Genomic DNA, 21,295 nt, shown 5'->3' on the forward strand with positions numbered 1-21,295 from the left:
CGGAAGCCGCCGACCACGGAGGTAGGGCACACATGGCACCGAACGACAGCGCGGAGACCAACGGCACGGCCGCCCGGCCCGGCCGCCGCAAGGCGGCGCGCTACATCGTCCCCGTAGCGGTGGCGGGGGTGGCGGCCGCGACGATCGGCCTGGTCCCGGCGCTCGCCAGCTCGGGCGACCCCGATCTGCCGAAGATCACCGCACAGGAACTCATCGAGAAGATCGCCGCGTCGGACACGGAGCAGTTCTCCGGCACGGTGAAGATCAGCACGGACCTCGGCATCCCGTCCATGGGCGGAATGGCCGACTCCTTCCTGTCCGGCGCGGCCAAGGGCGGCGACGGCGGCAAGGACGCGTCGAGCGCCGACCCGCAGGCCAAGCTCACCGAGCTGGCCTCCGGCACGCACACCCTGCGGGTGGCCGCCGACGGCCCCGACAAGCAGCGCCTCTCGGTCCTGGACGACACGTCCGAGTACAGCCTGATCCACAACGGCGACCAGGTCTGGGCGTACGACAGCGCGTCCAACGCGGTCTACCACGCCGAGGGCAGGGGCAAGGCGCCCCACGGCAAGGAGCAGGCCGCCCCCGAGGGCGTCCCCACCACGCCGAAGGCCCTGGCCGAGGAGGCGCTGAAGGCCGCAGACGGCACCACGTCCGTCACGGTGGACGGCACCGCGCGGGTCGCCGGGCGCGACGCGTACCGGCTCGTCCTGAAGCCCGAGCAGAAGGGCTCCACGGTCGAATCGGTCACCGTCGCGGTGGACGCGGAGAACGGCGTGCCGCTCAAGTTCACGCTCCGGCCCAGCAGCGGCGGCAAGGCGGTCGTCGACGCCGGGTTCACCTCGGTCGACTTCGGGAAGCCCGCCGCGTCCTCCTTCACCTTCACCCCGCCCAAGGGCGCGAAGGTCACCGAGGCGGACGACGCGAAGGCCAAGGGCCACGAGAAGGAGGCCCGGAAGGCCGCCGAGAGGGCACAGGGCGACCTGGGCACGTTCGAGGGCGAGGGCGCGCCGAAGATCATCGGCAAGGGCTGGAACAGCATCGCCGAGTTCAGGACCCCCGGCGGGGCGGCCCTGCCGTCCGAGGCGTCGAAGGACGTCCCGGCCGAGGCCCGGCAGTTCCTGGACGCGCTCGGCGACAAGGTCACCGGGAAGTTCGGCTCGGGCACGGTCTTCAAGACCCGCCTGATCAACGCGCTGATGACGGACGACGGCCGGGTCTACGTGGGCGCGGTCACCAAGGACGCGCTGGTCGCCGCGGCGAACGCGGGCTGACGCCGCGAGGTTCCTCCGCCCGCCCCGCCGTGCCCCGTGCACGGCGGGGCGGGCGCGACCGTACGACCAGTGGGGAGCACGTATGGCAGGGTCCGACGCCGAGCCCATCGGGCAGCCCGGGGCACCCGGCACCGTGCCCGTCATCGAGACGCGCGGGCTGACCAAGCGCTACCGGGGCGGGCAGCTCGCCGTGGACGGGCTCGACCTCAGCGTCCCCGACGGCAGCGTCTTCGGCTTCCTCGGGCCCAACGGCTCGGGGAAGACCACCACCATCCGGATGCTCATGGGCCTGATCGCCCCGACCTCCGGCACCGCGAGCGTCCTCGGCCGCCCCATGCCGGACGCCACGCGCACGGTGCTCCCGCAGGTCGGCGCGCTGATCGAGGGCCCGGCCCTGTACGGGTTCCTGAGCGGCCGGGACAACCTCCTGCGCTACGACAGGGCCGACCCCACCGCCGACCCGCGCACCCGCGCCGCCCGGGTCGGCGACGCCCTGGAACGGGTCGGGCTCGCCCCGGCGGCCGGCAAGAAGGCGCGCGCGTACTCGCTGGGCATGAAACAGCGCCTCGGCCTCGCCGCCGCCCTCCTGCGGCCGCGCCGGCTGCTCGTCCTGGACGAGCCGACGAACGGCCTGGACCCGCAGGGCATGCGCGAGATCCGCGCCCTGGTCCGCGAACTGGCGGCGGACGGCACGACGGTCTTCCTCTCCTCCCATCTCCTGGACGAGATCGAGCAGGTCTGCACGCACGCGGCGGTGATGGCCCGGGGCCGGCTCCTCACCCAGGGCCCGGTCGCGGGCCTCGCAACCGGCGGCCGGCTGGCCGTCACCACACCGGACCCGGCCGACGCCGCGCGCGTACTGAAGGAGCACGGCGTCACGGGCATCACGCTGGACGGTGACCGGGTCCGCGCCGACGCCCCGCCGGGCACGGTGGAACTGGCCGACCTGAACGCGGCCCTGGTACGGGACGGCGTACGGGTACGCGCCTTCGGCGTCGAACGGGCCTCGCTGGAGGACGCGTTCGTGGCTCTGACGGGAGAGGGATTCGATGTCGCAGGCTGAGGGGGCGGCCGGGGCCGCCGGGGAGCCGGCCGAGGGGGCCGGCGGCGAGGCCGCCGTGCGCAAGGGCGCCGTCCGCAAGCCCTTCCGGACGTTCGGCATCCTCCGCTCCGAGTGCACCACCACCCTGCGCCGCTGGCGCACGCTCGCCCTGCTGGGCGTGCTGGCCGCCGTTCCCGTACTGATCGGGATCGCGGTGCGCATCGAGACGGCCGACGGGTCGTCGGTGGGGGCCGGTGGCGGGGAGGGCGGACCGGCGTTCCTCTCCCAGGTGACCAACAACGGCCTCTTCCTGGTCTTCGCCGCGCTCGCCGCGACGCTCCCCGTCTTCCTCCCGATGGCGGTGGGCGTCATCGCGGGCGACGCGATCGCCGGCGAGGCCAACGCGGGCACCCTGCGCTATCTGCTGGTCGCCCCGGCGGGCCGGACCCGGCTGCTGCTCGCCAAGTACGCCGCCACGCTGGGGTTCTGCCTGGTCGCGACGCTCGTCGTGGCCGCCTCCGCGCTGGCCGTGGGCGCGCTGCTGTTCCCGGTGGGCGAGGTCACGACGATCTCGGGGACCACGATCGGTTTCGGCGAGGGACTGGTGCGGGCGGGGCTCGTCGCGGTGTGCGTGGCCGCGTCCCTGACCGGTTTCGCGGCGCTCGGCCTGTTCGTATCGACGCTCACCAACAGCGGCATCGCGGCCATGGCGGCGACGGTCGGGCTGCTGATCACCGTCCAGATCGTGGACACCATCCCGCAGCTGAGCGCGGTCCACCCCTACCTGTTCCCGCACCACTGGCTGTCCTTCTCGGACCTGCTGCGCGATCCCGTCCGCTGGGACGGGGTGGTGAAGAACCTGGAGCTTCAGGCGTTGTACGCGGCGGTGTTCGGCTCGGCTGCCTGGGCCCGGTTCACGACGAAGGACATCACGACCTGAAGCGGAGGCGGCACCCGTACCGTCGGCCGGCGAGCCGTCCCCCGATCGGCTCGTCGCGGCACGAACGGCACGAACGGTGCGAAAACAGAAGGAACGAGCCGACACGGTACGTTCCGTTTCCGCCAGAGCATTGTTCGACTTATAGCGACTACCTGTCAATAAGGTTTGGCTCAAACGCACCTATGCTCACCGAATGAACACATCGCCGAGTTCACTGCGCCGGAGCGAGAGCTCACGCAGGGCGACCCTGGACGCCGCCCTCGACCTCTGTACGGAGAGGGGATACGGGCGGGTCACGATCGAGGCGATCGCCGCGCGGGCGGGCGTGAGCAAGAAGACGATCTACCGCTGGTGGCCCTCGAAGAGCGCGGTGCTGCTGGAAGCGTTCACGGAGATGCTGGTGTCGGCCACTCCGTTCATCGACACCGGCGACATCGCGCAGGACATGCGCACCCACATCACGGGCGCGGTCCGCGTCCTCGCCGTACCCCCTTTCGGTCCGGCGTACGCGGGCATCCTCTCGGAGCTCCACCACGACGACGAGCTGGCCGAAACGGTACGCACCCAGCTGATCGATCCCCGCTTCGAGGAGGCGGTGGGCCGGCTGCGCAGCGCCCAGGAGCAGGGCCAGATCCCGCCGGGCGCGGATCTGCGCCTGGCGGTGGAGATGCTGTACGGCCCGGTGTACTACCGCCATGTCCTGCGCAAGCCGATGCAGGACGAGGAGGAGGTGGGCGCGCTGGTGGACCACGTGCTGCGGTCCCTGGGGGCGGTGGGCCGGCCGGCGTCTCAGCCGTAGAGGCGCTCCAGGACGACCGCTATGCCGTCGTCCTCGTTGGACAGGGTGACCTCGTCGGCCGCCGCGCGCAGCTCGGGATGGGCGTTGCCCATGGCGACGCCGTAGCCGCAGCTGCGGAACATCGGCAGGTCGTTGGGCATGTCACCGAAGGCGATCGCCGTGCGCGGGTCCACCCCCAGCTCCTCGGCGGCCAGCGCGATCCCGACGCCCTTGTCGATGCCGTACGGCTGGAGTTCGACGGTCCCGGGCCCGGAGTGCGTCACGGTGGCGAGGTCCCCGACGACCGCGCGGGCCTCGGCGGTCAGCGCCTCGTCGCTCAGTTCCGCGTGCCGGATGAGCACCTTGATCACGGGCTCGGCCCACAGCTCGTCGCGGTGCCGGGTCCGCTGCGCGGGCAGCGCGGGGTGCGGCAGCCGGTAGCCGGGCTCGATGAGTGTGCGCCCGTCGGCCCCGTCCTGGTCGACGGCCGCGAAGACCTGCCCCACCTGGGCCTCGATCTTCCCGAGCGCCGCGTCGGCAGCCTCCCGGTCCAGCGTGACGGCCCGGACGGTACGCCGCGCCCCGGCGTCGTACACCTGCGTCCCCTGCCCGCAGACGGCCAGGCCCTCGTACCCGAGCCCGTCCAGCAGCTCCCGCACGCCGGGCACCGGCCGCCCGGTGACGACGAGGTGCCGGGCCCCGGCGGACCGAGCCAGGGCGAGCGCGGCGCGGGTCCGGGGGCCGACGCTGTCGTCGCCGCGCAGCAGGGTGCCGTCCAGATCCGTGGCGACAAGGGCATATGCGGGTGGGATGGGCATGCGATCAAGCGTAGGCGCCGGCTCCCGGAGCCCGGCCGGAGTTGTGGCGGGGCGGGGGCGTGAGGTAGGGCGGCTACGGGACGGTGAGGACGACCTTGCCCCGGTTGAGCCGGTTCTCGACGGCCGCGTGGGCGAGGGCCGCGTCGGCGAGCGGGAACGCCGCGTGGACTGCGGGCCGCAGGCTTCCCTCGCCGCGCAGCGCCCACAGCGCCGCGATCCAGCCGGCGTACCGCGCGGGGTGGTTGCGGGCGATGTGCGCCACCTGGAAGCCGATGACGGACTTGCCGCCGACGAGGAGGTCGTACGCCTCGATCGTGCCGCCGCCCGAGCTGTACGCGACGAGCCGGCCGCCGGGAGCGACCGCGCGGACGGCTCGCGGGAGGAGGTCGCCGCCGACCGCGTCCAGCACGATGTCGCAGGGCTCGCCCCAGCTCTCGTCGGTGTACGTCACCACCTCGTCCGCCCCGAGCGACCGTACGAAGTCCGCCTTCGCCGGATCGCCCACGGCCGCCACGACCCGGGCGGCGCCCCGCAGCCGGGCGAGCTGGAGCGCGAGGTGCCCGACCCCGCTCGCGGCGGCCGTCACGAGCACCGACTCGCCCTTCCCGGGCCGCGCGGACTCCAGTGCCCCGAGCGCGACGACCCCGCTGCGGACGAGCGCGACGGCGTCCCGGGCGGTGGCCCCGGCGGGGACGGCGGACGCCATCGCCCGGTTCAGCACGGCGTACTCGGCGTACCCGTGCCCGAAGCAGAGCCCGGTGACCCGGTCGCCGACGGCGTACGCGTCGACGCCCTCCCCGAGCGCCGCCACCTCGCCGGCGACCTCGCCGCCGAGCGGGACGGGCTCCCGGCTCCCGCGGACCTTCCGCACCACGGGGAGGGTGACGCCGACCGCCTCGACCCTGACGAGGAGTTCGCCGGGGCCGGGCGTGGGGACGGGCGCGTCCTCCTCGAACAACACCTCGGGCCCGCCGCTGTGTTCGTACCGAATGCGCCGCATGGGCGATGACCTCCGACCGGCCGGGATTCGTTGGGAGTCCCAACGATAAGCCGGAAGTCATGGGGAAGTCCAACGATTTCCCGTTACGATGCGGCCCATGGCAGACAAGGCAACGGCGGCCCCGAGCCGCATCCGCCCGCTCCCGAGCTGGCTCCTGGGCCGGGCGGCGGCGAGGGGCCGGTCCCTGGTGGCCGACGCCCTGGCCGGGCACGGCATGAAGATGTGGCACCACGTGGTGCTGGCAGCGGTCGAGGACCTGGAACCGGTCGCCCAGGCGGACCTCGGCCGCGCGGTGGCCCTCGACCCGAAGGACCTGGTCGGCATCCTGAACGACCTCCAGGACGCGTCCCTGCTCGTCCGCGCCCCGGACCCGAAGGACCGCCGCAAGAACGCGGTCAGCCTGACGGCGGCGGGCCGCCACCGCCTGGAGGAGTGCACGGCGGCGGGCGACCGCGCCAACGCGGAACTCCTGGCCCCGCTGACCCCGGACGAGCGCGCCCGGTTCCTGGACATGCTGCGGCGGATCAGCGGCGTGGGTCCCGGCGGCGGGCCGGTGGGCTGACGGCGGTCGGGCCGGGCGGCCGTCAGACGCGCTGCCCGACGGCCGCCCGCCCCGCCCCGCTCGTTTCGCGGAGGAGGAGCAGACCGGCTGTCACGAGGAACGCAGAGGTCAGGCCATGGATGCCGAGGGCGGCGGCGAGGGGGCCGTGGTGCGCCAGCACGTTGAGCATGTCGCCGAACGGGGCGACGGCCTCCATGAGCAGGACCCAGCCCAGGGCGCGGCGGTGGCCCGTCAGCAGGAGGACGCCGAGGACCAGGCCCATCGCCAGTTCGCGGGTGCCCTTCATGATGAGGAAGCCGTCGCCGGCGCCTGCGGGCCACTTCGGCAGGCCGACGCCTTCCGTGGACGCCTCGGGGGCCAGGACGAAGGTCAGCCCAAGCCAGAGGACGAACAGGACGCAGATCGTGGTCAGGGCGGTGTTGACGTTCTTCAGTGACATGGCGGTTCTCCAGGGGGCCGGGGTGGTCCGGGCGGGGTGGGCGGCAGTCACGAACCGGCCCGGCCCGCGGTGAGGATTTCCATCAGGTGGCCGTCGGGGTCGCGGAAGTACGTGCCCCTGCGGCCCGGGGTGCGCTCGCTGCGGTAGATCTGTCCGGCCTCCCGGCACGCAGGGTCGGCGTAGTGGGCCGTTCCGCCCTGCCGGACACGGGCGAGGGCGGCGTCGAATTCCTGCTCCCCGAGCAGGAAGGCGTAGTGGTGCGGCTCGAAGTCGTCGCGCCGGTCGTATTCCAGGGTCACCTGGTTGGCCAGCTCGACCGGTGTGAAGTGTGCGAGCGGCGGGTCGACGCGCAGTCCGAGGATCGCGGCCAGGAATCCCGCCGACGTTTCCGGATCGCGGGCGGGAACGATCGTGTGGTTCAACTGCACGGTCATCGTTACTCCTCTTCGCCCCTTCGGGGGGCGTGGTACGAGTGGCGCCGGCTTTGCCAACACGTGTTGGCCAACGGGTGTTGGTCAACGTAGAACCGTTGCGCCTGGATTGTCAACGAGTGTTGGCCTACGCTTGTTGGCGTGACGGAGACCTCGGAGAACCAGCAGGCTGCGCGGCGTTCCGACGCCACCCGCGCCGCGATCCTCGCCGCCGCCCGCGAGCGGTTCGCGGCGGACGGCTACGAGAAGGCGACCATCCGGGCCATCGCGCGCGACGCGACGATCGATCCGTCGATGGTGATGCGCTACTACGGCAACAAGGCGGGCCTGTTCGCGGCGGCTGTGGCGATCGACCCGGGGCTGCCCGACCTGCCCGTCGAGTCGCACGAGGAGATCGGCCGCACCCTGGTGCGCCACTTCCTCGCCCTGTGGGAGGAGAACGAGGAACTCACCGCGCTGATGCGGGTCGGCGCCACCGACCCGCACGCCGCCGAGCGCATGCAGAGCGTGCTGCGCGAGCAACTGATCCCACTGGCCCGGCGCCTCGGCCCCGACCCGGAGCAGGCGCCGGCGCGAGCGGCCCTGTGCGCCTCCACCGTGCTCGGCCTTGCGCTGACGCGTTACGTACTGCGGTTCCCGGCGAGCGTGGCGCTCCGTCAGGAGGAGATCGTGGACTGGCTCGGCCCCACGCTGCAGCGATATCTCACCGCGCCGACCCCCTGACGGAGTCCGGGTGTGTGAACGCCCTCGCCGGATAGGCGAGTTGCGACATGACTACGACGGTGGCGCGGGTGATGGGGATGGTCCTGCTCCGGGGCGTCCTGATCGCGGTCCCGTACGGCTTCCGCAGCGCGGTCCTCGACTGGCGGGGCGAGCAGGTGACGGCCACGGTCGTCGAGGTGGAGCACGGGCCGCCCGCGTACAGCGGCAATGAGGACCACCGCTGCAAGGTCGAGGCGCGGGGGGACACCTTCTGGCTCAGGAGCACCGGCGGGTGCGACTGGTCCTCGCGGCCCGGCGACCGGTACGAGGTCCTGCGCGACCCCCACGACCTGGTGGGGCCACGGCGCCCGGCCCGCCGGTCGGCTTCCGGGTCCTCGTGCCGGTCGTGGCCGTGGTGCTGGTGCTGCTGGGCGTGGCGGGGGCACGGAGCCTGAGCCGCAAGCCGTCCTGACCGGCCGGCCGGCCCCTCGCCCCGGCGGCCCCTACTCCACGCAGAACTCGTTGCCCTCCGGGTCCGTGAGAACCGTCCACGTGCCGCCCTGCTCGGCGACCTCGCGCTGGACCTTCGCGCCCAGGCCCTCCAGCCGGGCCACCTCGGCCTCGCGGCGGTCCGGGCCCGCGTGGAGATCGAGGTGGAGGCGGTTCTTCACGGTCTTCGCCTCGGGGACGCGCTGGAACAGGAGGCGGCGGCCACGACCGGCACCACTCTGCTCGTCGTACGGGTCGTCCGGGTGCCGGACCGCCGCGAGATCGAGCCAGGCGCGGCGGCCGTGGGCCGTCGTCGTGACCGCTTCCGGTACGGCTCCGAGGCCCAGGAGGTGTTCGACCAAGGGGCTGTTGTCCTCGATCTCGTAACCGAGGGCCTGCGCCCAGAAGCCGGCCTGCGCGTGCGGGTCGGCGGCGTCGATGACGACTTTCCACTCAAGAGTCATGAGCGGCATTCTGTCCCGGAATAGTGGATTCCGCCCAGATTTCGGTCCCGCTCAGGTAGGCCGTGACCGCCTTCGCGTCGTCCGCCTCCGCGATCAGCCCCACGTGGTTGTCCGGCCGTACGAGAACCAGCAGTTCGTCGTCCGGGCCGATGCCGTACGCCGCCCGCGCGTGCCCCTCGTGGTCGGTCAGGCCGCCGTCCGCGTCGATCCCGTACGCCCGCAGGTCGTCGCCCCGGGCGGCCGCCGCCTCGCGCAGGGCCCCGGCCGTCCCCGTACCGAAGCCCAGGAGCGTGAAGTGCGGTCCGGCGAAGACCTCGAAGAGGCGGCGGGGTTCGCCGGTCGCCGCGTCCAGGCAGGGGGCGTCCGGGGCCCGGTCGCCCGCGCGCAGAAGGGGCGTGGCGAGCGGAGAGGTGGCCAGCGAGCTCCAGCGGTAGCCGCCGCACAGGCCGTTGGTGCCGGGGCCGACCGCCGAGTCGAGGCCGCCGCCGGGCTTCTTGATCGCCTCAAGCGTGGCCCGCAGGCGCTCCGCGCTGATGTCCAGGACCTGTGCGGCGACCGGCAGCCGCTCCTCCTCGTACGTGTCGAGCAGGGCGGGTCCGGCGAGCCCGGCGGCGACCCGGGCGAGCTTCCAGCCCAGGTTGTACGCGTCCTGGATGCCGGTGTTCATACCGAGGCCGCCCGCGATGGAGTGCACGTGGGCCGCGTCCCCGGCGAGGAGGACCCGGCCCACCCGGTAGCGCGCGGCCATCCGCTCGTTGACCCGGTACGTGGAGAGCAGCGTCGCCTCGGTGAGCCGGTCGCCGGGCAGGCCCGTGTGCTTGGCGAACAGGCGGCGGAACCCGGCGAGCGACGGCGCGAGCGGGGCGCCCGACGCGTCGGTCTCGGGCCCGGCCTGGAACCACCAGCCGGACCGGGTCCCCGGGATCGGGCAGAGCATCACGGCGCCGTCCTCGTCGAACCACTGGTGCCAGAACCCCCGGTCGAGCCCTTCCACCTCGACGTCCCCGCACACCATCAGCCGGGTCTCGTCGGTCTTCCCCTCGAAGGGGATGCCGAGCAGCTTGCGCACCGCGCTGTGGCCGCCGTCGCAGCCGGCCACGTACGAGGCCTCGATCGGTCCGCCGTCGGCGAGCGTGGCGGTCACGGACGCCTCGCCCTCGGCCAGGCCCACGAGTTCGGCGCCGAGTTCGACCCGTACGCCGTACTCCGCGAGCCGGGCCCGCAGCACCTCCTCCAGGCGCCACTGGGCCATCATGTGCGGCCGGTCGTACGGCGCGTCCGGGGTCGGCCGCTGGTCCGCGAAGGGCTCGGCGTCCGCGACGGCGACCCCGCCCCGGTACTTGCGCATCGGCAGCGGCCGGGCGCCGGCGGCCAGCACCTCGGCCAGGACGCCCAGGTCCTCCAGGACTTCGAGCGAGCGCGGGTTGGGGCCCTTGGCGCGGGACGTACGCGGGAAGGCGGGGGCCTTGTCGATGATCCGGACGCCGGCGCCCCGGCGGGCGAGGTCGATGGCCAGGGTCAGCCCGGTCGGGCCCGAGCCGACGACGAGTACGGGAAGCGGGGAGGAAGCGTGCATGGGTGCTCCTGGGGCCGGTCCGGCGTGACGGACCTCCAGGAAAACGTAACTGAGTTAAAAAAGCAACTAGGTTGTGCTTGAGGGGGTCTGGGTGCGGTCGGAGCCCGCGGGTGCTGCCGTGGCCACGGCGGCCAGGCGGGCCGCCTGCGCCTGGGCCCTGGTGCGGCGCGCGGTCCGCAGCGCGTCCCAGGTGAGCACGATCAGAGCCGCCCACACCAGGCCGAATCCGGCCCACCGCTCCGGCGGCATCTCCTCGTGGAAGTAGGCGACGCCCAGGATGAACTGGGCGACCGGGGTCATGTACTGGAGCAGCCCGATCGTCGAGAGCGGGATGCGGATCGCGGCGGCCCCGAACAGGATCAGCGGCACCGCCGTGACGACACCGGTCGACGCGAGGAGCGCCGTGTGCCCGGCGCCCTCCGAGGTCAGGGTCGCCGTGCCCTGGGCGCTCAGCCACACCAGATAGCCGAGCGCGGGCAGGAAGAGGACGGCGGTCTCGACGGTGAGCGATTCCAGGCCGCCCATGTCGACCTTCTTCTTGACCAGCCCGTACGTCGCGAAGGAGAAAGCCAGGATCAGCGAGATCCACGGGGGCTTCCCGTAGCCGACGGCCAGCACGAGCACCGCGGCGACGCCGGTGGCGACCGCCGCCCACTGGGCCGGGCGCAGCCGTTCGCCCAGGAGCAGGACGCCCATGGCGATGGTGACCAGCGGATTGATGAAGTAGCCCAACGACGCCTCGACCACATGGCCGCTGTTCACGGCCCAGATGTACAGGCCCCAGTTGACGGTGATCGTCAGGGCGGCGACGGCGAGCAGGCCCAGCTTGCGCGGCCGGCGCAGCAGCGGGCCGATCCAGGACCAGCGGCGCAGGGCGAGCAGCAGGAGCAGCACCACGCCGAGCGACCACACCATCCGGTGGGCCAGGATTTCGACGGCCCCGGCCGGCTTCAGCAGCGGCCAGTACAGCGGGACGAGGCCCCACATGCCGTACGCGGCGAACCCGGAGAGGAGCCCCGCCCGCTGGTCATTCGTCCCCTGCACGGGCCCTCCTGGTGGTGTCTGTCGTACGACCGTCAACCACACGAAGGTAGCGCCGCCGGGGCCCGGTGTCATGGCCGTATCGTCATACGGTCATGACACCGGGTGGGGTACGGGTCAGAGCGCGGCGACCGCGGCGGCGACGGTGTCGGACACCGGGGTCGTCGGGCGGCCGATCAGGCGGGACAGGTCGCCGCTGGTCCCGGCCAGGCGCCCGCGCCGGACGGCGTCGTCCACGTCGACCAGGATCGCCGCGAAGAACTCCGGCACGCCGGCGCCGGTCAGGATCTCCTTGTGGACGGCGGCCGGGACGTCCTTGTGGGCGATCTCCTTGCCGGTGGCCTTCGCGACCACGGCCGCGTAGTCGGCGTAGGACAGGGCGGTGTCGCCGCTCAGCTCGTACGCGCGGTTCAGGTGGCCCTCGCCGGTCAGGACGGCGGCGGCCGCGGCCGCGTAGTCGTCGCGGGAGGCGTAGGCGATACGGCCCTCGCCCGCGCTGCCGACGACCGCGCCGTGCGCCAGGACCGGGGCCAGGTTCTCGGTCTGGTTCTCCGTGTACCAGCCGTTGCGCAGGAAGGTGTACGGCAGGCCGGAGTCCAGGATCAGCTGCTCGGTCGCCCGGTGCTCGTCGGCCAGCGTGAAGTCCGCGTCGGGGCCGCCGAGGATGCCGGTGTACGCGAGCTGGGCGACGCCCGCCGCCTTCGCCGCGTCGATGACCGCCGTGTGCTGGGGGATCCGGCTGCCGACCGCGTTGCCCGAGATCAGCAGCACGCGGTCGCCGGAGCGGAACGCCCCGGCCAGGGTCTCGGGGCGGTCGTAGTCGGCGATGCGCAGCTCGACGCCCCGGGCGGCCAGACCGGCGGCCTTCTCCTTGTCGCGGACCACGGCGGCGACCCGGTCGGCGGGGACGGTGGTCAGCAGGTGCTCGACGACGAGACGGCCGAGTGCTCCGGTGGCTCCGGTGACGACGATGCTCATGGGGGGTTTCTCCTCTTTGTTCGCTTCGCTCTCACACCACCTTACGGAATGCGCTAACTAAAAGAAAGTGCTCTTGGCCACGGGTATACGAGAGCGCGCCGGTCCCGCCCGTGAGGGACAGGTCCGGCGCGCTCGCGCGGATCGGGGCGCCGGCGTCAGCCGACCACCGTCCAGTTGTCGTTCCCGGCGAGCAGCGCCGCCAGGTCGCCCTTGCCGTTCTGCTCCACGGCCGTGTCCAGCTGCTCGGCCATCAACGTGTCGTACACCGGCCGCTCCACACTGCGCAGCACCCCGATCGGGGTGTGGTGCAGGGTGTCCGCGTCGGCGAGTCTCGACAGGGCGAACGCCGTGGTCGGGCTCGGGGCGTGCGCGTCGTGGACGAGGATCTGCGCCTTGTTGTCCTCGGTGACCGCGACCACCTTCAGGTCCCCGGTCAGCGAGTCCCGTACGACACCCTTCGCGCCGTCCGCGCCGAAGACGATCGGCTGCCCGTGCTCCAGGCGGATCACCGCCTCCTGCGCCTGGTCCTTGTCCTTCAGGACCTCGAACGCGCCGTCGTTGAAGATGTTGCAGTTCTGGTAGATCTCCACCAGCGCCGTGCCCGGGTGGTCGGCGGCGGCCCGCAGCACGCTCGTGAGGTGCTTGCGGTCGGAGTCGACGGTCCGGGCGACGAACGACGCCTCCGCGCCGATCGCCAGCGACACCGGGTTGAACGGGGCGTCCAGCGAGCCCATCGGCGTCGACTTGGTGATCTTGCCGACCTCGGAGGTGGGGGAGTACTGGCCCTTGGTCAGCCCGTAGATCCGGTTGTTGAACAGCAGGATCTTCAGGTTCACATTGCGGCGCAGCGCGTGGATCAGGTGGTTGCCGCCGATGGACAGCGCGTCGCCGTCACCCGTGACCACCCAGACGGACAGGTCGCGCCGCGAGGTGGCGAGGCCGGTCGCGATGGACGGGGCGCGGCCGTGGATCGAGTGCATCCCGTACGTGTTCATGTAGTACGGGAAGCGCGAGGAGCAGCCGATGCCGGAGATGAAGACGATGTTCTCCTTCGCCAGACCGAGGTCGGGCATGAAGCCCTGCACGGCGGCGAGGACCGCGTAGTCGCCGCAGCCGGGGCACCAGCGCACTTCCTGGTCGGACTTGAAGTCCTTCATGGACTGCTTGGCCTCGGCCTTGGGCACCAGCTGGAGCAGTTCGTTCGTCTCAGGCATCGATGGCCTCCTCAAGAGCTGTCGCGAGCTGCTCGGCCTTGAACGGCATGCCGTTGACCTGGTTGTAACTGTGGGCGTCCACCAGGTACTTGGCGCGGATGAGCGTGGCCAGCTGCCCGAGGTTCATCTCGGGGACGACCACCTTGTCGTAACGCTTCAGAACCTCGCCGAGATTCCGCGGGAACGGGTTGATGTGGCGCAGATGGGCCTGGGCGATGGAGCGCCCGGAGGCGCGCAGTCGGCGCACGGCCGCCGTGATCGGGCCGTACGTCGAACCCCAGCCCAGTACCAGCGTCCGCGCCTCGGCCGGGTCGTCGACCTCCACGTCCGGGACCTCGATGCCGTCCACCTTGGCCTGGCGGGTGCGGACCATGAAGTCGTGGTTGGCGGGGTCGTACGAGATGTTGCCCGTGCCGTCCTGCTTCTCGATGCCGCCGATGCGGTGTTCGAGGCCGGGCGTGCCCGGGACCGCCCACGGACGGGCCAGCGTCTGCGGGTCGCGCTTGTACGGCCAGAACACCTCGGTGCCGTCGGCCAGTTCGTGGTTCGGGCCGCCGGCGAACTGGACGCGCAGGTCCGGCAGCCGGTCGAGCTCCGGGATGCGCCAGGGCTCGGAGCCGTTGGCCAGGTAGCCGTCCGAGAGCAGGAAGACCGGGGTGCGGTAGGTCAGGGCGATCCGGGCCGCGTCCAGCGCCGCGTCGAAGCAGTCGGCCGGGGTGCGCGGGGCCACGATCGGCACCGGGGCCTCGCCGTTGCGCCCGTACATCGCCTGGAGCAGGTCGGCCTGCTCGGTCTTGGTGGGCAGGCCGGTGGACGGGCCACCGCGCTGGATGTCGATGATGAGCAGCGGCAGTTCGAGCGAGACCGCCAGCCCGATGGTCTCCGACTTCAGGGCCACACCGGGCCCGGACGTCGTCGTCACGGCGAGCGACCCGCCGAACGCGGCGCCCAGCGCGGCCCCGATGCCCGCGATCTCGTCCTCGGCCTGGAAGGTGCGCACGCCGAAGTTCTTGTGCTTGCTCAGCTCGTGCAGGATGTCCGAGGCCGGGGTGATCGGGTACGAACCGAGGTAGACCGGCAGGTCCGCCAGGCGGCCGGCCGCGATCAGTCCGTAGGACAGGGCGAGGTTCCCCGAGATGTTGCGGTACGTGCCGGTGGGGAAGGCCTGCGAGGCCGGGGCGACCTCGTAGCTGACGGCGAAGTCCTCCGTCGTCTCGCCGAAGTTCCACCCGGCCCGGAAGGCCGCCACGTTCGCCTCGGCGATCTGCGGCTTCTTGGCGAACTTGGCCCGCAGGAACGCCTCGGTGCCCTCGGTCGGCCGGTGGTACATCCAGGACAGCAGCCCGAGCGCGAACATGTTCTTCGAGCGCTCGGCCTCCTTGCGGGAGAGCCCGAAGTCCTTCAGCGCCTCGATCGTCAGGGTGGTCAGCGGCACCGGGTGGACGTTGTACGCCTCCAGCGAGCCGTCCTCCAGCGGGCTGCTCTCGTAGCCCACCTTGGCCATCGGCCGCTTGGTGAACTCATCGGTGTTCACGATGATCTCGGCACCGCGCGGCACATCGGCGATGTTCGCCTTCAGCGCCGCCGGGTTCATCGCGACCAGCACGTTCGGCGCGTCGCCCGGGGTCAGGATGTCGTGGTCGGCGAAATGCAGCTGGAACGACGAAACCCCCGGCAGGGTGCCTGCGGGGGCGCGGATCTCGGCGGGGAAGTTCGGCAGCGTGGACAGGTCGTTCCCGAAGGACGCCGTCTCGGAGGTGAACCGGTCACCCGTGAGCTGCATGCCGTCACCCGAGTCACCCGCGAAACGGATGATCACCCGGTCCAGACGGCGGATCTCTTTCGCGCCGGTGCCGGCGGACTGGGGGGCGCGCTGTCCCCCTACGAGCGCCTCACCGGCTTCGTCGGCCTGTTCGGCTGGGCTACTGACCTGGCTGGTCACTTACTGGACCTCCCTCGGACGGCGGCTCGGAACCGTCCGGCCCGCCGGAGGTCCCCCGCCCACCCTACGTCCGTGAGGGTCGCCTTCCTGGGGCCGATCACATGATGGACGGCATTTTGAGACGCTGTGATTCTGGATGCTGAGACGTTTCCCGGCGCTGTTCCGTCATGATTCACCAGCCACCTGGTTCCCCGTCGGACCCTCGCTGGAGACACACCCGGGCGCGTGGTTCCGACGGGCCGTGAGAGGGGCCGCGGGCCTCAGGAGTTCAGATACGTCAGCACCGCGAGCACCCGCCGGTGGTCGCCCTCGCTCGGGGCCAGCCCCAGCTTCTGGAAGATGTTGCTGACGTGCTTCTCCACCGCACCGTCGCTCACCACCAGCTGCTTGGCCACCGCGGAGTTCGTACGCCCCTCCGCCATCAGGCCCAGCACCTCGCGCTCACGCGGCGTCAGCCCGGCCAGCACGTCCTGCTTGCGGCTGCGGCCCAGCAGCTGCGCCACCACCTCGGGGTCCAGCGCCGTACCGCCCTGCGCCACCCGGACCACCGCGTCCACGAACTCCCGGACCTCGGCGACCCGGTCCTTCAGCAGATACCCGACGCCCCGGCTGGACCCGGCCAGCAGCTCGGTGGCGTACTGCTCCTCCACGTACTGGGAGAGGACCAGCACCCCGATCCCCGGGTAGTCCCGGCGCAGCCGCACCGCCGCCCGCACGCCCTCGTCGGTGTGCGTCGGCGGCATCCGTACGTCCGCGACCACCACGTCCGGCAGCGCGTCCTGCCCGGCGAGGTCGCCGATCGTCTTGATCAGCGCCTCCGCGTCCCCGACGCCCGCGACGACGTCGTGCCCGAGATCCGTCAGCAGCCGGGTCAGTCCCTCCCGGAGCAGTACCGAATCCTCGGCGATGACCACACGCACCCTGTCCTCCACCACGACGCTGTTTCCCCCACTGCTCGCTCGCCGGCACGACTCGTACGCCGTCCAGCATCCCAGTAACGGCAGGGACGTCGCGAGCATGCGGGGGGTTGAGAGCCGCTGCGGTCCGCCGGGGCGCGGTGCCGGTCAGCCGCGCCAGGGCAGCTCGGCGGTGATCCTGGTCGGGCCGCCCACCGGCGAGTCGACGACCAGGACCCCGTCCACCGCGTCCAGCCGCTCGGTCAGCCCGGCGAGCCCACTGCCCGTCGCCGGGTCCGCGCCGCCGCGCCCGTCGTCGGTCACCTGGAGCAGCAGCCGGTCCTCGGTGCGCCACACGTCGACCGAGGCGGTACGGGCTCCGCTGTGCTTGCTGACGTTCTGGAGGAGTTCGGAGACGGTGAAGTACGCGATGCCCTCGATGGCCTGGGCCGGCCGCGACGCGAGGTCCACCTCTACGGTGACCGGGACGGTGCAGCGCGAGGCGATGGCGGAGAGGGCCGCGTCCAGGCCCCGGTCGGTGAGGACGGCGGGGTGGATGCCCCGGGCGAGGTCGCGCAGTTCCTGGAGGGCCACCTTCACCTCGCCGTGCGCCTCGTCCACCATCTTCGCGGCGGCCTCCGGGTCGGCGGTCAGCTTCTCCTTCGCGAGGCCCAGGTCCATGGCGAGGGCGACGAGCCGGGCCTGCGCCCCGTCGTGCAGATCGCGCTCGATGCGGCGCAGGTCGGCGGCGGCGGTGTCCACGACGACACCCCGGTCGGACTCCAGCTCCGTGACGCGCTCCGCCAGCCGGGACGGGCCGAGCAGCCCGGTCACCATCAGCCGGTCCACGGTCGCCAGGCCCCGGATCACCCAGGGGGAGAGGAGGACGATGCCCAGGCCCAGGCCGGCGGTCAGCGCGAGATCGACGCCCGAGTCGAGGTACACCTCGTGCTGGGTGTCCCCGTACAGCTGGATGCCCGAGACACCGGCGTGCGAGGGGACGGCCCAGTGCCACAGCGGGTAGGTGAGCGCCGCCCAGCCCCACGCCTGGAGCGTCAGCGAGACGCAGAACGCGAAGACCGCCCACGGGAAGTGCAGCAGCGCGTACAGCAGGTGGCGCCAGGACACCCCGCTCTTCAGGACCGCGCCGACCCAGGACATCAGCCCGCTCTTCCGGCCGCGCACCGGCGCCGGATCGGCCACGTCCACCCGCAGCAGGGCGCGCGCCCGGGTCCGCTCCAGCATCCCGAAGCCCCGGCACATGACGAGCCCGGCCGCCATCACCGGGATGCCCAGGAAGGTCACGAGCAGCCCCGCGCCCAGCGAGACCATGGTGATCGCGAAGGTGAACAGCACGATGCTGATCGGCAGGCTCAGCAGCAGATAGCAGAACTCGCGCCAGGTCCTGCCCTCCAGGGGCGCCCGCAGCACGGCCGGCAGCATGTGCCGCTTCGCGGGACGGCCCCCGAGGCCGCTTCCCGACCGCTGGGGGTCCCGGGTGTCCGGTCCGTATGCCGTGGCCATGGGTTCCGTCCGTTTCTTCTGCTGCGTGCGGGTCGGCTGGGGGGCTGTGCGTGATGCTTCAAGACTGCTGGTCCGGGAGGCGCCGCACCATGAGGACGGTTCCCGTCCCGGGCGGGGGGTTTTCCCTACCTCGGGCGGCCGGCCGGGCTCTTCCCGGCCTCCCGGTCGCGCCAGGGCAGTTCCGCCGTGACGGTCGTCGGGCCGCCGGCGGGGGAGTCGAGGACGAAGACCCCGTCGACGGCGTCCAGCCGCTCCGCGAGCCCCGCCATCCCCGTACCGCCGTCCATGGAGGCCCCGCCCCGGCCGTCGTCGCCGACCTGGATCAGCAGCCGGTCGCCGGAGCGCCACACGTCGACGGAGGCGGTACGGGCTGCGCTGTGCTTGCTGACGTTCTGGAGGAGTTCGGAGACGGTGAAGTACGCGATGCCCTCGATGGCCTCGGCCGGCCGCCCCGGAAGATCCACCCGTACGGTGACGGGCACCGTGCAGCGCGAGGCGATGGCGGACAGCGCGGCGTCCAGGCCGCGGTCGGTGAGGACGGCCGGGTGGATGCCCCGGGCCAGGTCGCGCAGTTCCTGGAGCGCGACCTTCACCTCGCCGTGCGCCTCGTCCACCATGCGCGCCGCCGCCTCGGGGTCGTCGGTCAGCTTCTCCTTGGCCAGGCCGAGCCCCATCGCGAGGGCGACGAGCCGAGCCTGCGCCCCGTCGTGCAGATCGCGCTCGATACGGCGCAGGTCGGCGGCGGCCGTGTCGACGACCACGCCCCGGTCCGACTCCAGTTCGGCGATGCGGCGTTCGAGGTCGTCGGAGGGGGAGAGCAGCCCGCGCACCATCGCCCGGTCCGCGTTGGCCATGAGCCGTGACGTATAGGGGAGCGCCGGCCACACGATGAGACAGACGAGCGTCACGGCGAAGGTGAGGATGCCCCACGGCAGCCGTACGAACGAATACAGCGCCGCCCGCCAGGCCACCGGGTCCGCCAGGCTCGACCACAGCCAGGCGAAGAACCCCTCCTCGCGGCGGCTGCGGGCCACCGGGCTCGGCTCCTCGACACGGACGCCGAGCAGCTTGCGCGCCCGGCCCCGCTCGGCCCGCCCGATCAGCCGGGAGCCCTGGAGCCCGGCGGCGAGCAGCGGCAGACCGACCACGGTGACCGCGAGGCCCACCCCGATGGCCACCATCAACACTGTGTAAACAAATCCGAGGATCGCCATCGGCAGATTGGCGAGGAGGTGCGCGACCTCCTTCCAGGTCCACCGGCCGAAGGCGAAGCGGACAGGCGGCGGCCCGTCATCGAGGGGCAGCTGAGGGCTCGTGGTCATGGGACCAGCCTGCCGGGCGCCACCTGCGGATGCCATGGGGCTCGTGGGTGAGGCGAAGTAGGGATATCCCCACCCGTGCTCCACTCGTTCCCCGTCCGTTGCCCGACGCAACTGCTTACCCGCCCTTTACAGGGCCTAGACTCCCGTGCGTACAGATCGTCGAACGGGTGAGGGAGCGAGGGGCGGACGTGGCCGACGTGACGGACCTTCCTGGTGCGGCATCGACACCGGCGCGGACCGTGCTCGCGTCGTCGGAGTACTTCCACAGCTACTCGGTCGTCGGACTGCTCGCCGTCGTCGGCGTCCTGTTCGTCGCCGTCGCCTTCGGAGCCGGCCGGCTGCTGCGCCCCGTGGTCCCGACGCCGGAGAAGCTCCTCACGTACGAGTGCGGCGTGGACCCCGTCGGCGAGGGCTGGGCCCACACCCAGGTCCGCTACTACGTCTACGCGTTCCTGTACGTGATCTTCGCCGTCGACTCGATCTTCCTGTTCCCCTGGGCGACGGTCTTCGCGGCGCCGGGCTACGGCGCGACCACGCTGGTGGAAATGTTCATCTTCCTCGGTTTCCTGGCCGTGGGACTGCTCTACGCATGGAAGAAGGGCGTCCTCGAATGGACGTGACGAGCCCGTCGTCCGCCGGGGCGGGGGACGAACCCGCCGCCGTACCCACGTTCCTCCCGGAACCGAAGCGCCTGGGCGTCCTGTCCCGGCTCGCCCCGGAACCGATGAAGGTGGTCCTCAACTGGGGCCGCCGCTACAGCCTCTGGGTCTTCAACTTCGGACTCGCCTGCTGCGCCATCGAGTTCATCGCCGCGTCCATGGCGCGCCACGACTTCATCCGGCTCGGCGTCATCCCCTTCGCGCCGGGCCCGCGCCAGGCCGACCTCATGATCGTCTCCGGCACGGTGACGGACAAGATGGCCCCGGCGGTCAAGCGCCTGTACGAGCAGATGCCCGAGCCCAAGTACGTCATCTCCTTCGGCGCCTGCTCCAACTGCGGCGGCCCGTACTGGGACTCGTACTCCGTCACCAAGGGCGTCGACCAGATCATCCCCGTCGACGTCTACGTCCCCGGCTGCCCGCCCCGCCCCGAGGCGCTGCTCCAGGGCATCCTGAAACTCCAGGAGAAGATCGCCCGCGAGTCGCTGGGCGAGCGTTACGCCGATGCCGCGGGCGCCCGCCCGTCCACGGCGGCCCTGCGCAGCGGCCTGGTGACACCGCCTCCGGCCGCCGGGGAGGAGGACGAGAAGTGACCGACTCCTTCGACCGGCTCCCGGACGCCGTGACCGAGATCTTCGGCGAGGACGCCACGGCCGAGCAGGCGTACGACCTCCTCACGGTCGACGTCCCGCCCACCGCGTGGATCACCGCCCTGGAAACGGCCCGCGACACCCTCGGCTGCACCTACTTCGACTGGCTGAGCGCCGTGGACGAACCGGGCACGGGCTTCCGGGTCTGCGCGCATGTGGCGGCGCTGCCGTCCGGCGGTTCCGGCGTCCGCCGCCTCCTCGTCCGTACGACGGTGCCGCACGAGGCCCCCGTCCTGCCGACGGCGATCGGCGTGTACGAGGGCGCCGCCTGGCACGAACGCGAGACGCACGAGATGTTCGGCGTCGACTTCGAGGACCACCCGCACCTGGTCCCCCTGCTCCTCCCCGAGAACTTCGAGGGCCACCCCCTGCGCAAGGACTTCGTGCTGGCCGCCCGCGTGGCGAAGGCATGGCCGGGCGCGAAGGAACCGGGCGAGTCCGAACACGGCGGCCCGAAGCGCCGCACGATGCTCCCGCCGGGCGTCCCGGACCCGAACGAGTGGGGCCCGCTGAAGGGCCAGCTCCCGCCGGCGCCGGCGCGGCCGGCCCGAGGG

Annotated in this window: 22 protein-coding genes and 1 pseudogene; 10 read left to right on the forward strand and 13 right to left on the reverse strand. The window is 72.2% G+C overall.

What is annotated here, in order from left to right; all coding sequences use genetic code 11:
* Positions 1 to 32: 32 nt before the first annotated feature.
* The 4 genes from EAO73_RS05860 (at position 33) to EAO73_RS05875 (ending at position 4,055) form a co-directional block, all read left to right on the forward strand.
* On the forward strand, positions 33 to 1,274 hold the full coding sequence (locus tag EAO73_RS05860) for a LolA family protein (protein WP_147970398.1): 1,242 nt from the start codon (positions 33 to 35) through the stop codon (positions 1,272 to 1,274).
* A gap of 82 nt (positions 1,275 to 1,356) precedes the next feature.
* Positions 1,357 to 2,337 (forward strand): ABC transporter ATP-binding protein, encoded by a 981-nt coding sequence (locus EAO73_RS05865; RefSeq protein WP_147970399.1) that lies wholly within the window; start codon positions 1,357 to 1,359, stop codon positions 2,335 to 2,337.
* Entirely contained in the window at positions 2,324 to 3,256 is a 933-nt protein-coding gene (locus EAO73_RS05870) for an ABC transporter permease (RefSeq protein WP_147970400.1), read from the forward strand. The genes EAO73_RS05865 and EAO73_RS05870 overlap by 14 nt, the downstream gene beginning before the upstream one ends.
* A gap of 193 nt (positions 3,257 to 3,449) precedes the next feature.
* Positions 3,450 to 4,055 carry a TetR/AcrR family transcriptional regulator gene (locus tag EAO73_RS05875; RefSeq protein WP_147970401.1) on the forward strand — a complete coding sequence of 202 codons (606 nt, stop codon included), beginning with the start codon at positions 3,450 to 3,452 and terminating at the stop codon, positions 4,053 to 4,055.
* Here EAO73_RS05875 and EAO73_RS05880 read toward each other — a convergent pair.
* The gene (locus tag EAO73_RS05880; protein WP_147970402.1) at positions 4,046 to 4,852 is read right to left on the reverse strand and encodes an HAD family hydrolase; all 807 of its coding nucleotides are present in this window, start codon (positions 4,850 to 4,852) and stop codon (positions 4,046 to 4,048) included. The two genes, EAO73_RS05875 and EAO73_RS05880, sit on opposite strands and share 10 nt — an antisense overlap.
* A 73-nt stretch (positions 4,853 to 4,925) precedes the next feature.
* A complete protein-coding gene (locus tag EAO73_RS05885) occupies positions 4,926 to 5,852 on the reverse strand; it encodes a quinone oxidoreductase family protein (protein WP_147970403.1) in 927 nt (308 codons plus the stop codon).
* Positions 5,853 to 5,940: 88 nt separating this feature from the next.
* Between EAO73_RS05885 and EAO73_RS05890 the strand changes: the two genes are divergently transcribed.
* Positions 5,941 to 6,414 (forward strand): MarR family winged helix-turn-helix transcriptional regulator, encoded by a 474-nt coding sequence (locus tag EAO73_RS05890; protein WP_147970404.1) that lies wholly within the window; start codon positions 5,941 to 5,943, stop codon positions 6,412 to 6,414.
* A gap of 22 nt (positions 6,415 to 6,436) precedes the next feature.
* Here EAO73_RS05890 and EAO73_RS05895 read toward each other — a convergent pair whose 3' ends face one another.
* Together EAO73_RS05895 and EAO73_RS05900 are read right to left on the reverse strand one after the other, a co-directional pair.
* Positions 6,437 to 6,853 carry a DUF4267 domain-containing protein gene (locus EAO73_RS05895; RefSeq protein WP_147970405.1) on the reverse strand — a complete coding sequence of 139 codons (417 nt, stop codon included), beginning with the start codon at positions 6,851 to 6,853 and terminating at the stop codon, positions 6,437 to 6,439.
* A gap of 47 nt (positions 6,854 to 6,900) precedes the next feature.
* Entirely contained in the window at positions 6,901 to 7,287 is a 387-nt protein-coding gene (locus tag EAO73_RS05900) for a VOC family protein (RefSeq protein WP_147970406.1), read from the reverse strand.
* 138 nt (positions 7,288 to 7,425) lie between these two features.
* On the opposite strand from EAO73_RS05900, the gene EAO73_RS05905 reads away from it, so the two are divergent.
* Both EAO73_RS05905 and EAO73_RS05910 read left to right on the forward strand, forming a co-directional pair.
* Positions 7,426 to 8,007 (forward strand): TetR family transcriptional regulator, encoded by a 582-nt coding sequence (locus tag EAO73_RS05905; protein ID WP_147970407.1) that lies wholly within the window; start codon positions 7,426 to 7,428, stop codon positions 8,005 to 8,007.
* Between the two features lie 47 nt (positions 8,008 to 8,054).
* Positions 8,055 to 8,441: a hypothetical protein gene (locus EAO73_RS05910; RefSeq protein WP_147970408.1), complete on the forward strand. Its 387-nt coding sequence runs from the start codon at positions 8,055 to 8,057 to the stop codon at positions 8,439 to 8,441.
* A gap of 48 nt (positions 8,442 to 8,489) precedes the next feature.
* Here the strand turns inward: EAO73_RS05910 and EAO73_RS05915 are convergent, their stop codons facing one another.
* The 9 genes from EAO73_RS05915 to EAO73_RS05955 all read right to left on the reverse strand — a co-directional run bounded on the left by EAO73_RS05915 (position 8,490) and on the right by EAO73_RS05955 (position 19,432).
* On the reverse strand, positions 8,490 to 8,948 hold the full coding sequence (locus tag EAO73_RS05915; RefSeq protein ID WP_147970409.1) for a VOC family protein: 459 nt from the start codon (positions 8,946 to 8,948) through the stop codon (positions 8,490 to 8,492).
* The gene (locus tag EAO73_RS05920) at positions 8,929 to 10,515 is read right to left on the reverse strand and encodes an FAD-dependent monooxygenase (protein WP_147970410.1); all 1,587 of its coding nucleotides are present in this window, start codon (positions 10,513 to 10,515) and stop codon (positions 8,929 to 8,931) included. The genes EAO73_RS05915 and EAO73_RS05920 overlap by 20 nt, the downstream gene beginning before the upstream one ends.
* Before the next feature lie 66 nt (positions 10,516 to 10,581).
* Positions 10,582 to 11,559 carry an EamA family transporter RarD gene (gene rarD, locus EAO73_RS05925; protein ID WP_147970411.1) on the reverse strand — a complete coding sequence of 326 codons (978 nt, stop codon included), beginning with the start codon at positions 11,557 to 11,559 and terminating at the stop codon, positions 10,582 to 10,584.
* Between the two features lie 114 nt (positions 11,560 to 11,673).
* The gene (locus tag EAO73_RS05930) at positions 11,674 to 12,534 is read right to left on the reverse strand and encodes an SDR family oxidoreductase (protein WP_147970412.1); all 861 of its coding nucleotides are present in this window, start codon (positions 12,532 to 12,534) and stop codon (positions 11,674 to 11,676) included.
* 155 nt (positions 12,535 to 12,689) lie between these two features.
* Positions 12,690 to 13,748, reverse strand: a complete 1,059-nt coding sequence (locus EAO73_RS05935; RefSeq protein WP_147970413.1) for a 2-oxoacid:ferredoxin oxidoreductase subunit beta — start codon at positions 13,746 to 13,748, stop codon at positions 12,690 to 12,692.
* Entirely contained in the window at positions 13,741 to 15,690 is a 1,950-nt protein-coding gene (locus EAO73_RS05940; RefSeq protein ID WP_147970414.1) for a 2-oxoacid:acceptor oxidoreductase subunit alpha, read from the reverse strand. Before EAO73_RS05940 ends, EAO73_RS05935 begins: the two co-directional genes overlap by 8 nt.
* Positions 15,691 to 15,950: 260 nt before the next feature.
* Positions 15,951 to 16,610: a response regulator transcription factor gene (locus tag EAO73_RS05945; protein WP_026171285.1), complete on the reverse strand. Its 660-nt coding sequence runs from the start codon at positions 16,608 to 16,610 to the stop codon at positions 15,951 to 15,953.
* Between the two features lie 144 nt (positions 16,611 to 16,754).
* A complete protein-coding gene (locus EAO73_RS05950; RefSeq protein ID WP_147970415.1) occupies positions 16,755 to 18,110 on the reverse strand; it encodes a sensor histidine kinase in 1,356 nt (451 codons plus the stop codon).
* Positions 18,111 to 18,235: 125 nt separating this feature from the next.
* Positions 18,236 to 19,432 (reverse strand): sensor histidine kinase, encoded by a 1,197-nt coding sequence (locus EAO73_RS05955; RefSeq protein ID WP_191133952.1) that lies wholly within the window; start codon positions 19,430 to 19,432, stop codon positions 18,236 to 18,238.
* 188 nt (positions 19,433 to 19,620) lie between these two features.
* On the opposite strand from EAO73_RS05955, the gene EAO73_RS05960 reads away from it, so the two are divergent.
* The 3 genes and pseudogenes from EAO73_RS05960 to EAO73_RS36370 form a co-directional block, all read left to right on the forward strand.
* On the forward strand, positions 19,621 to 20,052 hold the full coding sequence (locus EAO73_RS05960; protein ID WP_191133953.1) for an NADH-quinone oxidoreductase subunit A: 432 nt from the start codon (positions 19,621 to 19,623) through the stop codon (positions 20,050 to 20,052).
* Positions 20,043 to 20,684, forward strand: a complete 642-nt coding sequence (locus tag EAO73_RS05965; protein ID WP_147970416.1) for an NADH-quinone oxidoreductase subunit B — start codon at positions 20,043 to 20,045, stop codon at positions 20,682 to 20,684. Before EAO73_RS05960 ends, EAO73_RS05965 begins: the two co-directional genes overlap by 10 nt.
* A gap of 29 nt (positions 20,685 to 20,713) precedes the next feature.
* Positions 20,714 to 21,079, forward strand: a pseudogene (locus EAO73_RS36370) (NADH-quinone oxidoreductase subunit C); the annotation flags it as partial.
* Positions 21,080 to 21,295 lie beyond the last annotated feature (216 nt).

Source organism: Streptomyces sp. col6, assembly GCF_008042035.1.
Taxonomy (GTDB): domain Bacteria; phylum Actinomycetota; class Actinomycetes; order Streptomycetales; family Streptomycetaceae; genus Streptomyces.